The 13,403-nt window shown below is 70.9% G+C and carries 11 protein-coding genes; 9 read left to right on the forward strand and 2 right to left on the reverse strand.

Annotated features, from left to right (window positions below):
• The first annotated feature begins 132 nt into the window (after positions 1–132).
• Entirely contained in the window at positions 133–1,356 is a 1,224-nt protein-coding gene (locus AB0B33_RS04415; RefSeq protein WP_360766737.1) for a DUF222 domain-containing protein, read from the forward strand.
• Between the two features lie 1,354 nt (positions 1,357–2,710).
• Here AB0B33_RS04415 and AB0B33_RS04420 read toward each other — a convergent pair.
• Entirely contained in the window at positions 2,711–3,187 is a 477-nt protein-coding gene (locus AB0B33_RS04420) for a hypothetical protein (protein WP_360766740.1), read from the reverse strand.
• Between the two features lie 63 nt (positions 3,188–3,250).
• On the opposite strand from AB0B33_RS04420, the gene AB0B33_RS04425 reads away from it, so the two are divergent.
• The 4 genes from AB0B33_RS04425 (at position 3,251) to AB0B33_RS04440 (ending at position 7,657) form a co-directional block, all read left to right on the forward strand.
• Positions 3,251–4,492, forward strand: coding sequence for an aminotransferase class I/II-fold pyridoxal phosphate-dependent enzyme (locus tag AB0B33_RS04425; protein WP_360766743.1), 1,242 nt, complete (start codon positions 3,251–3,253; stop codon positions 4,490–4,492).
• Positions 4,493–4,621: 129 nt separating this feature from the next.
• Positions 4,622–5,596 carry a ferritin-like domain-containing protein gene (locus AB0B33_RS04430; protein WP_086865058.1) on the forward strand — a complete coding sequence of 325 codons (975 nt, stop codon included), beginning with the start codon at positions 4,622–4,624 and terminating at the stop codon, positions 5,594–5,596.
• Positions 5,597–5,663: 67 nt separating this feature from the next.
• Positions 5,664–6,773 carry an FAD-dependent monooxygenase gene (locus AB0B33_RS04435; protein ID WP_360766746.1) on the forward strand — a complete coding sequence of 370 codons (1,110 nt, stop codon included), beginning with the start codon at positions 5,664–5,666 and terminating at the stop codon, positions 6,771–6,773.
• Positions 6,770–7,657 carry an aminoglycoside phosphotransferase family protein gene (locus AB0B33_RS04440; RefSeq protein WP_360766748.1) on the forward strand — a complete coding sequence of 296 codons (888 nt, stop codon included), beginning with the start codon at positions 6,770–6,772 and terminating at the stop codon, positions 7,655–7,657. Before AB0B33_RS04435 ends, AB0B33_RS04440 begins: the two co-directional genes overlap by 4 nt.
• On the opposite strand, the gene AB0B33_RS04445 is transcribed toward AB0B33_RS04440, so the two are convergent.
• Complete coding sequence (locus tag AB0B33_RS04445; protein ID WP_360766751.1) at positions 7,632–8,669, reverse strand: LacI family DNA-binding transcriptional regulator; 1,038 nt, start codon at positions 8,667–8,669, stop codon at positions 7,632–7,634. The two genes, AB0B33_RS04440 and AB0B33_RS04445, sit on opposite strands and share 26 nt — an antisense overlap.
• A 222-nt stretch (positions 8,670–8,891) precedes the next feature.
• On the opposite strand from AB0B33_RS04445, the gene AB0B33_RS04450 reads away from it, so the two are divergent.
• The 4 genes from AB0B33_RS04450 to AB0B33_RS04465 are packed head-to-tail and all read left to right on the forward strand — an operon-like array spanning position 8,892 to position 13,367.
• Positions 8,892–10,175: an extracellular solute-binding protein gene (locus tag AB0B33_RS04450; RefSeq protein ID WP_360766754.1), complete on the forward strand. Its 1,284-nt coding sequence runs from the start codon at positions 8,892–8,894 to the stop codon at positions 10,173–10,175.
• Positions 10,175–11,095 carry a sugar ABC transporter permease gene (locus tag AB0B33_RS04455; protein WP_360766757.1) on the forward strand — a complete coding sequence of 307 codons (921 nt, stop codon included), beginning with the start codon at positions 10,175–10,177 and terminating at the stop codon, positions 11,093–11,095. The genes AB0B33_RS04450 and AB0B33_RS04455 overlap by 1 nt, the downstream gene beginning before the upstream one ends.
• Positions 11,096–11,104: 9 nt before the next feature.
• Positions 11,105–11,989 carry a carbohydrate ABC transporter permease gene (locus AB0B33_RS04460; protein ID WP_360766760.1) on the forward strand — a complete coding sequence of 295 codons (885 nt, stop codon included), beginning with the start codon at positions 11,105–11,107 and terminating at the stop codon, positions 11,987–11,989.
• Between the two features lie 16 nt (positions 11,990–12,005).
• Positions 12,006–13,367 carry a GH1 family beta-glucosidase gene (locus tag AB0B33_RS04465; RefSeq protein WP_360766763.1) on the forward strand — a complete coding sequence of 454 codons (1,362 nt, stop codon included), beginning with the start codon at positions 12,006–12,008 and terminating at the stop codon, positions 13,365–13,367.
• The last annotated feature ends 36 nt before the right edge of the window (positions 13,368–13,403 follow it).

Below are 13,403 nucleotides of genomic sequence, written 5' to 3' on the forward strand. Positions count from 1 at the left end.
CGGGGCGTGGGAAATCGGCGCTCGTGGTGGTTGCCTTTCTGTGGTGGTCGGCAGCGCCGATTCCCCACGCAACGATCATCGCCACCTGATCGAGTGATGAACATGTGGTCGATGGTCGGGTAATCTTGTTGTGTGGACAGAGAAGCGGTGTGGCAGACGGATGCGGAGGCTTTGGCCGACCGTCTCCGTGGGCTGCTCACCGTGGTGCGGTCTGCCGAGGCGGAAATCGGGACTCTGCTGGTGGAGATCGAGTCGCGCGGTGTGATGGAACTTTTCGGCTACCGCTCGGTTGCCCGCTTACTCGAACACCTCGCCGACATTCCCCACGCAGCCGCCCAGCGCACGGTCGCCCGAGCCCAGGCTCTCACCTCTGCGCACACCCTCGACTCGCCGCCCGCTGTCGCCCCCGCCACCGGCGTCGCCGCTCTGACGGGCTCCCTGAGCACCCCGATGATCGACACCATCATCACCGCTCTCACCCCCATCCCCCTCGAACACCGCGACTCTGCCGAACAGGACCTGCTGGCCTTCGCCGCCGACGCAGGCCACAAACAAGTCGCCGCCCTGGGCACCCGGATCCTGGCCCACCTCGACCCCGACGGCGCCGAGCCGGTCGATGTCGAGCCCGCCACCCCGACCCGCGAACTCTCGTTACGCCGCAGGCGCACCGGAACCTGGGAACTCTCGGGCCGGTTCGACGACGAAACCGGCACCCGAGCCAGCGCCCTACTCGACGCCCTCGCGGAACGCCGTACTGCCGACGACGGCGGAGACTTCCGTTCCCCACAGGAACGCTACGGCGACGCCTTCTCCGACGCGATCGACCTGGCGCTGAACTCCCCAGAGCTGCCGGCTCAGGCCGGTGAACGCGCCCACGTCCTGGTCGCCGTCTCCCTGTCGGACCTGCAATCCGGCCTCGGTCACGCGACCCTGGGCGACACCGGCCTGATCTCCGCGGTCGAGGCCCGCATCCACGCCTGCGACTGCAAGCTGATCCCGTCCGTTTTGGGCGCCGCCTGTGAACCTCTGGACTTGGGGAGAGCCCGTCGCTTGATCTCACCCGGCCTCCGCCGAGCCCTGTTCCTCCGTGACCGAGGCTGCGCCTTCCCCGGCTGTCATCGCCCACCGCGGCACTGTCAAGGCCACCACATCCGCCACTGGGCCGACGGCGGCCCCACTGTTCTCGCGAACCTGGTGCTGCTCTGCGCGCACCATCACCGCTTGATGCACCGCTCGGGTTGGCAGGTCCGCCTCGCGACCGACGGCCACCCCGAATTCCTACCCCCGGTGTTCCTGGACAAGCACCGAAAACCCAGGCGCAACAACATCCACCAGCCACTCCCATTCGCAGCCTGACACAACCGAACACGGGAAAGGCCCGCAGCCACCGGCTACGGGCCTACACCCACGCCCCCACAACGGTCTCCCGCCACCCCAACACTCCCCAGCGACCACCAATCGCCCTCCACCCCCGACCCCACACCGCACCCCGCTGGATATCCGAGGACTATCGCCGCCCCGGCACGTCCCACCCCCGCATTTGCCCGCCCGAGCACCGTCCCCCTCGCAGCTCGCTCCAGCACTTGCCTGCCCGGGCACGCTCTCCGAGCGCAGTTGGCTCCAGCACTGCTGCTCAAGGAGAGTCTTCGAGCAGCTCGCCACAGCTCTTGCCTGTCCGGGCACGGTTACCGAGCGCAGCTGGCCCCAGCACTGCCCGTCCGAGCACGGTCTCCGAGCGCAGCTCGCTACAGCATTGCCGGATCGAGCACAGTCTCCGAGCGCAGCTCGCCCGCAGCCCGCCCGTCCGAGCAGGGTCTCCGAGCGCAGCTGGCCCCAGCATTGCCTGCCCGGGCACGGTCCCGGAGCGCATCTGGTCCTAGTTTTGCCCGTCCGAGCACTGTCCCCGAGCGCAGCTCGCCCGAGCATTGGCCGCCCGAGTGCTGTCTCCCAGTGCAGCTCGCCCCAGTACTGCCCGCTCGAGCGCAGTCTCCGAGCGCAGCTCGCCCGAGCGTTGCCCGTCCGGGCACTGTCCCCGAGCGCAGCCCGCCCCAGCACTGTCTCCGAGCGCTGCCGACTTCAGCGGTGTCTACTCAGACTTGCCCGCCCGCGTGCTTTCCGTTCCAGTGCTGGCCCACCTCAGTGGTCTCTGCCTGTGCTGCTCGCCTGAGTGGTTTCCGCCCCCGTTCTGCCCACCTCAGTGGTGTCTGCCCGTACTGCGCACCCGAGCGCTTTCCGCGAAAGCATGGCCGCCCAATGCTTTCCGCGTGAGCACTGCCCGTCCGTCCGAGCGCGGTCCCCAGTGCTTCCGCCCGAACGCTGTCTACCTCGGCCGTACCCCGCGGTGTCCGCGCAACGTTGCTACCCGAGCACTGCACCCCCGGAGCACTGCCCGCCCCTGCGCTTTCCGCGCGAGCGCTGGCCTCTCCGGCGGTGTCCACCCGAGCGCTGGTCCTCCCGCGGTGCTTCCGCCCCAGCGTTCCTCGCCCCAGCGCCGCTCACCCGACCGCGGTGCCTGCCCAAGCCGGTGCTGCCTCAGTGCTGCCTGCCCGCCTTCCGCCCGAGCATTGCCCGTCTCAGCGCTGCCGTCCGAGCATCGCCCGCCTGAGCGCTGCCCGGCCCAGCAGCGCCGCCCCACCCGACCGACCACCGACCGCCCCCGGTACCTACCCGCGAACTCCCGCCCGCCCCACCCCAACCCCGGCCGGCACCCCTACCCGTCCCAAACCGAATCCCCCTGCCGCAGCACCTCGACCCCGGACGCCGACGACACCGGCCACAACTCCACCACGTACCGGTAATGCTCCCCGAACTCATGCTCGTTCCAAGTAACCGACGGCGGCCCAGCCGGCACGAACGAAACCCGCACCCGGTACAACCCCGGCAACACAGAAAAGAACTTTTCCTGCCACGGATAGTCCGCGGGCCCGGAAATCACGAGTTTCCCGCTCGCAACCGGAAGATCCGCTTCCACCACGTGCTCCGCCTCCGCACCCACCGAAGGCGCCGAAGGGCACAGCGTCACCGAAGACTCCACCACGTCCGAGCGGGCCGTCACGATCGCGATTCCGCCGGGCTCCGCCGCGATCCGGTGGTCGAGGGCCTCGGGGGTCCAGCCGCTGCCCGTCAGGGTGGAACCGGAGTCGCGCAACGAGAACTGGCGCTGGTCGGCGTGGACTACTAGGTGCACACGATCCACCCTAGCCAGGACCCGCCCCGAAATGGTATCGACGCCGGGTTTAGCGTTGACGCCATGACCACTGCTTCCGTCGACGTCGACACGGCCCGCAGCGACTACGCGGCCCTGGTCGGCCGAGGCCTCTCCCTGGACATCACCCGTGGCAAGCCGTCGCCCGAGCAGCTCGACCTTTCGAACGCGCTGCTGAGCCTTCCCGGCGACAGCTCCTTCAAGGCCGAGGACGGCACCGACGTCCGCAACTACGGCGGCCTGAAGGGCCTGGCCGAGCTGCGCCGCGTCTTCGCCGGTGCGCTGCAGGTTCCCGCCGAGCAGCTGCTCGCCGCCGGGAACTCGAGCCTCGAGCTCATGCACGACGCCGTCGTCCAGGCGCTGCTGAGCAAGCTGCCCGGGGCCGAGCGCCGGTGGGCCGACGAGCCGCAGGTCAAGTTCCTCGCGCCCGTTCCGGGGTACGACCGGCACTTCGCGCTCACCGAGCGGTTCGGCATCGAGCTCGTGCCGGTCGCGATGACCGACGAAGGCCCGGACATGGACGCCGTCGAGACGCTGGTCGCCGAGGACCCCACCGTCAAGGGCATCTGGTGCGTGCCGAAGTACAGCAACCCCACCGGGGTCACGTTCAGTGACGACGTCGTCAAGCGGCTCGCCACCATGCGCACCGCGGCGCCGGACTTCCGGATCTTCTGGGACAACGCCTACGCCGTGCACCACCTCACCGACGACGAGCCGGAGCTGGCCGACCTGCTGGCGCTGGCCACCGAGGCCGGCAACGCCGACCGCGTGTTCGTCTTCGGCTCGACCTCCAAGATCACCCTCGCCGGGGCCGGCGTCGGCTTCTTCGGCGCCTCCGAGGCCAACCTCGCCTGGTGGACGGGCAACGTCGGCAAGCGCACCATCGGCCCGGACAAGGTCAACCAGCTGCGCCACGCCCACTTCCTCAAGGACGAGGCCGGCGTCCGCGCGCACATGCGCAAGCACGCCGAGATCATCGGGCCGAAGTTCGCGGCCGTCGACCGCATCCTCACCGAGGAGCTCGCGGACCTGGCGTCCTGGACCAAGCCGACCGGCGGGTACTTCATCACGCTGACCGTTCCCGCGGGCACCGCGAAGGAGGTCGTGCGGCTGGCCAAGGAGGCCGGGGTCGCCCTGACCCCCGCCGGCGCGACGCACCCGCACGGCAACGACCCGGCCGACGCCGTCATCCGGATCGCGCCGACCTTCCCGAAGCTCGCCGAGGTCGAAGAGGCCGTCCGCGCGCTGGCCGTCTGCGTCCGGCTCGCCGTCGCCGAGCGCGCCTGACCTGGGGCTGTGACCTGCAAGAACAGAATCGGCAAGAACTTTTTCCCGATTTGACCGAGCCGGGGGCCGTCCTCGTACGTATGACCGGTGGGTGAGGTGGACGAACTCGTCACGAGAGGACGTCCCCCGGTGTTCGGAAAACGCTACACACGGCAGCTGATCGAGCGCAGCGCGGAGAACGCGACCGACCGCCGCCGCTTCCTCAAGGCTGCGGGAGCGGCGGGACTCGGCGTCGCGGGCGCCGGTGCGCTCGGCACAGCGCTGTCGCTGGGCCTCGGCTCGGCCGGTGCCACGCAGCAGTACGGCGCGCAGGGCGGCGACGCCGCCAAGGAGGCGGCGAGCGACGCCGCCGTGCTGAACTTCGCGCTCAACCTGGAGTACCTGGAGGCGAACCTCTACTCGTTCGCCGTCTACGGCTACGGGCTGAACGAGAAGTACGTCAACGGCATCGGCAACCTCGGCAAGGTCTCCGGCGGGCACGCGGTCAAGTTCAAGAGCGAGCACACCAAGCAGATCGTGCAGGAGATCGCCGGCGACGAGGTCGCGCACGTGACCTTCCTGCGCAAGGCGCTCGACAAGGCCGCCGTCGCGCAGCCGGAGATCGACTTCCAGAACAGCTTCACCGCCGCCATGCAGGCCGCGGGGCTGATCAAGGAAGGCCAGACCTTCGACCCGTTCGCGAGCGAGAACAACTTCCTGCTCGCCGCCTACCTGTTCGAAGACGTCGGCGTGTCCGCCTACAAGGGCGCGGCGCCGCTGGTCAACAACAAGACGTTCCTCGACGCCGCGGCGGGCATCCTCGCGGTCGAGGCCTACCACGCGGGCATCGTGCGCGGCCAGCTGTTCGAACGCGGCCTCGGCGACGTCACGAACAAGATCTCCGACGCCCGCGACAGCCTCGACGGCAAGGCCGACGACGACGAAGGCGTGCTCAAGGACGGCAAGGCGAACCTCGTCCCGGCGGACGCCAACGGCATCGCGTTCGGGCGCTCGGCCGACCGCGTGCTCAACATCGCCTACCTCAACCCGGACAAGGTGTCCTCGGGCGGCTTCTTCCCGCGCGGCCTCAACGGCGACATCGCCACCAGTGGCGCGAAGGAGTGAACCCCGCGTGCCGCCGCCACGGTAACGTCGTGGCCGGCGGCACGCGGAGTCCACGAGGGGGAGCAGGGTGCGGGTACTGGTTGCGGGTGGCGGGATTTCCGGCACGGTCACGGCGATGGCGCTCAAGCTCGCCGGGCACGAGCCGGTCGTGTTCGAGGCCTACCCGGCAGGCGGGGACGACATCGGCGCGTTCCTCACGATCATGCACAACGGCATGGACGCCCTGCGCGCGATCGGCGCCGACGGGCCGGTGATCGACAGCTCGTTCGCCGCTCAGGGCGTCGAGCTGGTCCTCCCGACCGGCGAGACCGCCGGGCGCCGCGAGTTCGGCACCGAAGGCCCCGACGGGCCACGCACCCTGACCCGCGCGACGCTCTACCGCGTCTTGCAGGACGAAGCCGCGCGCCGCGCCGTCCCGCTCGAACGGGGCAAACGCCTGGTCGGCGCGAAGCCGGACGGGGGCGGTGTCGCGGCCGAATTCGCCGATGGCACCACCGAAACGGGTGACGTGCTGGTCGGCGCGGACGGGTTGCACTCGGTGGTCCGGAAGCTGATCGACCCGGACGCCGACGCGCCGCGCTACACCGGCCAGACCATCGTCTACGGCTACACGCGGGCGCCCGGGCTGCCATCGGCGGCCGGGATCTACCGGATGGTCCGCGGCCGCAAGGCGGCCTTCGGCTTCACCACCGACCCGGACGGCGCCACGTTCTGGTTCGCCCGCATCCCCGACGCCGAGCGCTCCCGCGAGGAGATCGCGGCGGTCACCCCGGCGGGGTGGCGGGAGTTCGCGCACGCGGCGTTCGCCGGGGAACCGTTGCCCTGCGCGGACATCATCGCCGCGACGGGCGACGAGGTGTTCGGCGGCCACTCCTACGACGTCCCGCGGACGCGGATCTGGTGGACGCCGGAAATGGTGCTCGTCGGCGACGCCGCCCACGCCGCGGCCCCGGCGGACGCCCAGGGGGCGTCGATGGCGATCGAAGACAGCGTCGTGCTCGCGCAGTGCCTCCGTGATCTGCCGGATCCGGAGTCGGCGTTCGCGGCGTACGAAGGACTCCGCCGTGAGCGGGTCGAGAAGCTGGTCGCGTCGAGCGCGGGCGAGGACGTCGGGGAAAAGCCGGGCTGGGTCTACGCGCACCACATCGACTGGGACGCGAAGGCCGGCGCCCGATGAGCCTCGGCCCGCCGCCCCGGCGCATCGACGTCACCGAGGACCAGGTGCGGCGGCTCGTCGCCGAGCAGTTCCCGCACTGGGCCGGGCTCGCGGTGCGGCCCGTGGCGAACGGCGGCTGGGACAACCGGACCTTCCACCTCGGCGACGCGATGTCGGTGCGGCTGCCGACCGCGGCCGAGTACGCGCTGGCGGTCGGGAAGGAACAGCGCTGGCTCCCGGTGCTCGCACCCCGGTTGCCGCTGCCCGTCCCGGTCCCGCTGGCGGAAGGCCGACCGGGCGCGGACTTCCCGTTCCCGTGGTCGGTGTACCCCTGGCTCGACGGCGAACCGGCGACCGCGGAGCGCATCGACGATCCCGTCGCGTTCGCGGCCGGCCTGGCCGGGTTCCTGGCGGCGCTGCAGGACGTCGACCCGGCGGGCGCGCCCGGGCCGGGGAAGCACAACTGGTTCCGGGGCGGCACCCTCCGCACCTACGACGAGCTGGTCCGGCACCTGCTCGACGACCGGACCGGCGAGATCTGGCAGGCCGCCCTCGACGCGCCGTGGGACGGGGTGGTGCGCTGGTTCCACGGCGACGTCGCCGCGGGGAACCTCCTGCTGGACAAGGGGAAGCTGGCCGCGGTCATCGACTTCGGCACGTGCGGCGCCGGCGATCCGGCGTGCGACGTCGCCATCGGGTGGACGCTGCTGACCGCCGAGGGCCGCCGGGTGTTCCGCGAGCGGCTGGCGATCGACGACGCGACGTGGGCCCGCGGCCGCGGCTGGGCGCTGTGGAAGACCCTCGGCACCCTCGCTCGAGGCGGCCCTGAAGCTACCGAGGCCCAGCGCGTCCTCGACGAAATCCGCATCGAGTACCAGGTCAGCCGCCGCACGAATCGCGGATGACCAGCTTCGTCGGCAGCCGGACCGGTTCGGGGGCCGCCGCGGTCTCGATCATCGCGAGCAGCGCGCCGGCCGCCGCCGTGCCGAAGCCCGGCTTGTCCTGGGCCACCGTCGTGAGGGCCGGGTCCACCAGCGACGCCACCTCGATGTCGTCGAACCCGACCACCGCCAGGTCGGCCGGCACCCGCAGCCCGGCCGTGCGGGCTGCCAGCAGAGCGCCGACCGCCATCTCGTCGCTGGCCGCGAAGACCGCCGTCGGCGGGTCCTTGCGGGCGAGCAGCCGCCGCATGCCGACGAAGCCGCTCTCGCGGTAGAAGTCCCCGGTCACCACGTAGTCCTCGCGCACCGGCAGCCCCGCTTCGGCCAGCCCGCGGCGGTAGCCCTCGGTGCGGGCGGCGGCGGGCGCGTTGCCGCGCGGGCCGGTGATCGTGGCGATCCGGCGGTGCCCGAGCGCGGCCAGGTGCCGGACGGCTTCGGCCGCGCCGGCGGCGTTGTCCGAGGTCACGTAGGTCGCGCGCGGGCCGGCGAGGGCGACGTCCAGCGCCACGCACGGCAGCCCGGACTGGGCGAACGTGCCGAACGCCTCGGCGTCGGTCCCGCTGTCGATGAGCACCAGCCCGGCCAGGTGGTGCCGCCGGGTCATGCCGACGTACGCGATCGGGTCGGCCAGCGACACCCCGGGGTGGCGGTTGCGGGCGTCGTCGCTGGTGGCGAGCAGCAGCAGGTGGTAGCCGTGCGAGCTGAGCGCGGATTTGAGGCCCAGCAACAGGTCCTGCAGGAACGGGTGCCGCCAGCCGGGCCGCCGGTGGTCGGTGTCCCAGACCAGCCCGACCATCGCCGAGCGCTGCCGCGACAGCGCCCGCGCCGACTCGTTCGGCGAGAAGTCGAGCTCCCGGGCGACGCGCTCGACGTGGCTGCGGGTCGCCTCGCTGACCGTCGCGGGGCGGTTGAACACCCGCGACACGGTCGCGACGGAAACCCCGCAGAGCTTCGCGATCTCGCGAGCGGTGACCATGGCGACCTCCTGTGCTGCTTTCCGGGGGTCCGGGTGGCGGAGCCCCCGGCCCGAGGCGAAGCCGCGGATGTCACGGCTGTAACCGGTTACATCTGTAGCACATGATCTCAGGCTGGGTAAACGCCGAGGCGTGTTATCTTTTCGTTACTTGACGAATGGTGCCTGGGAGCGCTCTCATGGGTCCCGCGTTTTCCGACCGGCCCGCAGAACAACGGAGATCTCATGCGCCCGAAAACGAGAAACCGCCGGATCCGCCTGATCGCGGTGGCGTGCGCCGCGCTGGCCGCGGTCACCGCCGTGAGCGCCTGCGGGAGCAGCGACGCCGGCGGTGGCGGGAAGGTCAAGCTGAGCCTCGGCCTGTTCGGCAACTTCGGCTACACCGACCTGATCAAGGAGTACCAGGCGGCCCACCCGGACATCGAGATCACCGAGCGGACCGCGGCCTACTCCGACCACCACAAGAACCTCGCCGCGCACCTGGCCACCGGGGGCGGCGCCGCGGACATCGAAGCGATCGACACCGGCTACGTCGCCCAGTTCAAGGCGAACCCGGACAAGTTCCTCGACCTCAACACCGTCGGCGGGGACAAGCTCAAGGACCGCTGGCTGGGCTGGAAGTGGTCGGCGTCGCTGGGCAAGGGCGGCCAGCAGATCGGCTACGGCACCGACGTCGGCGGCCTGGCCATCTGCTACCGGCGTGACCTGTTCGAGAAGGCCCAGCTGCCCGCCGACCGCGACGCCGTCTCCGCGCTCTGGCCGACCTGGCAGGCGTTCTTCGAGACCGGCAAGCGCTTCCAGGCCAAGGCGCCGAACGGCGTCAAGTTCATGGACGGCGGCCCGACCGTGCTCAACGCGATCTTCGGCCAGGCGCCCGTGGGCTACTACGACCGGAACGACCAGATCGTCGTCGACAGCAACCCGGCGCTGCGGACCGGCTGGGACCAGGTCGTCGACGCCGTCAAGGCCAACCTGAGCGCCGGCCTGCTCTACAGCACGCCGACCTGGAACACCGGCTTCACCCAGGGCCAGTTCGCCACGGTGACCTGCCCGGCCTGGATGATGACCAAGATCAAGGACCAGGCCCCGGACACCGCGGGCAAGTGGGACGTCGCGACCGTGCCCGGCGGGGGCGGCAACTGGGGCGGCTCGTACCTGACCGTGCCCAAGCAGGGCAAGCACACCAAGGAAGCCGCCGAGCTCGCCGCCTGGCTGACCGCGCCCGAGCAGCAGGCGAAGGTCTTCACCAGCCAGGGCCTGCTGCCCTCGACGCCGTCGCTCTACGACGACCCGAAGATCACCGGCTACACCAACCCGTTCTTCACCAACGCGCCTGTGGGCAAGCTGTTCACCGACGCGGCGAAGAAGCTGAACCCGCAGTACCAGGGCCCGAAGGCCGGCGACGTGCAGACGGAGTTCGGCAACGCGATGCAGCGCGTCGAGCAGGGCAAGCAGGACGGCGCGGCGGCGTGGCAGCAGCTGGTCGGTGACGTGAAGAAGATCAAGTAATGGCGCTGACCTGGGCCGACCGGCGGCACAAGTGGGACGTCAAGCTGTCGCCGTTCGGCTTCGTCAGCCCGTACTTCCTGATCTTCGGCGTCTTCGGGCTGTTCCCGCTGCTGTACACGGCTTTCGTGTCGTTGCAGCAGCGGAACCTGCTCGACGCCGAGGGCGCGACGTTCATCGGGTTCGGCAACTACGAGCAGCTGCTGTTCCACGACCCGTACTTCTGGAACGCGATGGGGAACACGGTCAGCCTGTGGCTGCTGACCACGATCCCGCAGATCCTGTTCGCGCTCGGCATCGCGCACCTGCTCAACCGCCGGCTGCGCGGGCGCACGATGTTCCGGATGGGGATGATCCTGCCGAACATCACCTCGGTGGCGGCGGTGACGATCATCTTCGCGCAGCTGTTCGGCCGGGACTTCGGCCTGGTCAACTGGGCGCTGAGCTGGTTCGGCGGCGGGCACGTCGACTGGCAGGCGGGCACGGCCAGCTCCCACACCGCCATCGCGGCGATGGTGGTGTGGCGCTGGACCGGCTACCACGCGCTGATCTTCCTGGCGTCGATGCAGGCGATCCCGTCGACCATGTATGAGGCCGCAACGCTCGACGGCGCCCGCGGGTGGCAGCAGTTCTGGCGGATCACCGTGCCGCTGCTGCGGCCGCAGATCATCTTCTCCACGGTGATTGCGACGACCGGGAACATGCGGCTGCTGGCCGAGCCGCTGCTGTTCAACCCCGGCACGGCCGCGGCCACCGGCGGCTCGGACCGGCAGTTCCAGACCGCCGCGCTCTACCTCTACGAGCAGGGCTTCACCAAGTACGACTTCGGCTACAGCTCGGCGATCGCGCTGATCCTGGCGGTCGCCACGATGCTCGTCGCGGGCGTGTCGTACCTGGTCACCCGGCGCATCCAAACGGACTGAGGAGCGGACATGACTACCGTGCTGACCCCGGCCGCGCCCGCGCCGCCGGTCACGCCCGGGCGGACCCGGCGGCTGGTCCGGCGGATCGCGAGCCCGTGGACCTACGCCGCGCTGATCGCGATCCTGGCCGGTTCGGCGTTCCCCGTGTACTGGTCGTTCGTCGTCTCCTCGCAGACGACGGAGGCGGTCGGGAGCGTGCCGCCGGTGCTCGTGCCGGGCGGGCACCTGTTCGAGAACATCGCCCGCGTCTTCGACGAGACGAACTTCGCGCTGGCGCTCGGGAACTCGCTGATCGTCGCGGGCACGATCACCGTGTCGGTGGTGCTGTTCTCGACGCTGGCCGGGTTCGCCTTCGCCAAGCTGCGCTTCCGCGGGCGGACGTTCCTGCTGCTGCTCGTGGTCGCCACCCAGGCGATCCCGACGGAGCTCGGCGTCGTCCCGCTGTACATGATGATGGCCGACTTCGGCTGGGCCGGGGAGCTGCAGGCGGTGATCGTGCCCGGCCTGGTCACCGCGTTCGGCGTGTTCTTCATGCGCCAGTACTTCGAACGCGCGCTGCCGCTGGAACTGCTGGAGGCCGGGCGGATGGACGGCTGCGGCTCGCTGCGGCTGTTCTGGCACGTGGCGCTGCCCGCCGCCCGCCCGGCCGCGGCGGTGCTCGGCCTGTTCACGTTCATGCAGGCGTGGAACGACTTCTTCTGGCCGCTGGTGGTGCTGGTGCCGGAGAACCCGACCGTCCAGACCGCGCTGTCCAGTTTGGCCAGTGGCTACACCACCGACTACACGCTCGTGCTCACCGCCGCGACCATCGGCACCGTCCCCGTCCTCCTCGTGTTCCTGCTGTTCGGCCGCCAGATCGTCGGCGGCATCATGCAGGGCGCGCTCAAGGGCTGACCCCACGGAGACCATCGTGACCACCAGTTTCCCGCCCGGCTTCCGCTGGGGCATCGCCACTTCGGCGTTCCAGATCGAGGGCGCCACCACCGCGGACGGCCGCGGACCGTCCATTTGGGACACCTTCGCCGCGGTCCCCGGCGCGGTGGCCGGCGGCGACACCGGGGAACCGGCGGCGGACCACTACCACCGCTGGCCGCAGGACCTCGCCCTGCTCGCCGGCCTGGGCGTGGACGCCTACCGGTTCTCGGTGTCGTGGCCGCGCGTGCAGCCGTCCGGCCGCGGCCGGGTCGAACGCCGGGGCCTCGACTTCTACCGCCGGCTCGCGGAAGGGCTGCGGGAGAAGGGGATCGAGCCGTTCCTGACGCTCTACCACTGGGACCTGCCGCAGGCGCTGGAGGACGAAGGCGGCTGGCGCTCGCGCGACACGGCGTTCCGCTTCGCCGACTACGCGGCGCTGGTCCACGCGGAGCTCGGCGACCTGGTCGAGCACTGGACGACGGTGAACGAGCCGTACCCGTGCGCGGTCGCGGGCTACGGCGAGGGCCGCCACGCCCCGGGCGCGAAGGAGGGTGACGGCGCCCTCGCCGCGGCCCACCACCTGCTGCTCGGCCACGGCCTGGCGGTGCGGGCGATGCGGGCGCAGGCACCCCCGCACCACCAGTTCGGCATCGTCCTCAACCAGTCCCCGGTGGTCCCGGTGACCGCGTCGGCGGCGGACGCGGCGGCGGCCGCCCGCCAGGACACCCTGCTGCGCCGCCAGTTCACCGACCCGCTCTTCGGCGGCCGCTACGCCCCGGGCCTGGCGGCGATGTTCAGCGGCGCGTCGGACTTCGCCTTCCGCCTCGACGGCGACCTGGGCACGATCGGCCAGCCCCTGGACTACCTGGGCGTCAACTACTACTACCGCCTGCACGTGGCGGACGCTCCCCACCGCGAGCCGGACCCGTCCCTCCGGACGGCGGCCGACATCGGCGTGGACACCACGGGGTTGCCGGACGTCCCCCGCACGGGCATGGGCTGGCCGGTGGAGCCGGAGGGCCTGACGGAAGCGCTGGTGGGCCTGCACAACCGCTACCCGGACCTGCCCCCGGTGTACGTCACGGAGAACGGGTGCGTGTACCCGGACCGCAGCGACTTCGCGGACTACGAGCGCATCACGTACCTGAGCGAGCACATCGAGGCGGCGCGCACGGCCGCGGCGGCGGGGGTGGACCTGCGGGGGTACTTCTGCTGGTCCCTGCTGGACAACTTCGAGTGGGCCCACGGGTACAAGCACCGGTTCGGCCTGGTCCACGTGGACTACGCGACCCAGCAGCGCACTCCCCGGGCGAGTTACCGCTGGTACCGCGACTTCCTGGCCGCCCAGCGCCCCTGAAAGCCGTGAAGGCCACCTTGAGGAGCTCGAGGTGGC

The organism is Amycolatopsis sp. NPDC049159, assembly GCF_040648295.1.
Lineage (GTDB): Bacteria > Actinomycetota > Actinomycetes > Mycobacteriales > Pseudonocardiaceae > Amycolatopsis > Amycolatopsis pretoriensis_A.

What these genes read in the sequence shown, in the direction of transcription:
- AB0B33_RS04450 (WP_360766754.1), top strand. Translation starts at nt 8,892, where the DNA reads ATGCGCCCGAAAACGAGAAACCGCCGGATCCGCCTGATCGCGGTGGCG.
- AB0B33_RS04445 (WP_360766751.1), bottom strand. Translation starts at nt 8,669, where the DNA reads ATGGTCACCGCTCGCGAGATCGCGAAGCTCTGCGGGGTTTCCGTCGCG.
- AB0B33_RS04455 (WP_360766757.1), top strand. Translation starts at nt 10,175, where the DNA reads ATGGCGCTGACCTGGGCCGACCGGCGGCACAAGTGGGACGTCAAGCTG.
- AB0B33_RS04440 (WP_360766748.1), top strand. Translation starts at nt 6,770, where the DNA reads ATGAGCCTCGGCCCGCCGCCCCGGCGCATCGACGTCACCGAGGACCAG.
- AB0B33_RS04425 (WP_360766743.1), top strand. Translation starts at nt 3,251, where the DNA reads ATGACCACTGCTTCCGTCGACGTCGACACGGCCCGCAGCGACTACGCG.
- AB0B33_RS04460 (WP_360766760.1), top strand. Translation starts at nt 11,105, where the DNA reads ATGACTACCGTGCTGACCCCGGCCGCGCCCGCGCCGCCGGTCACGCCC.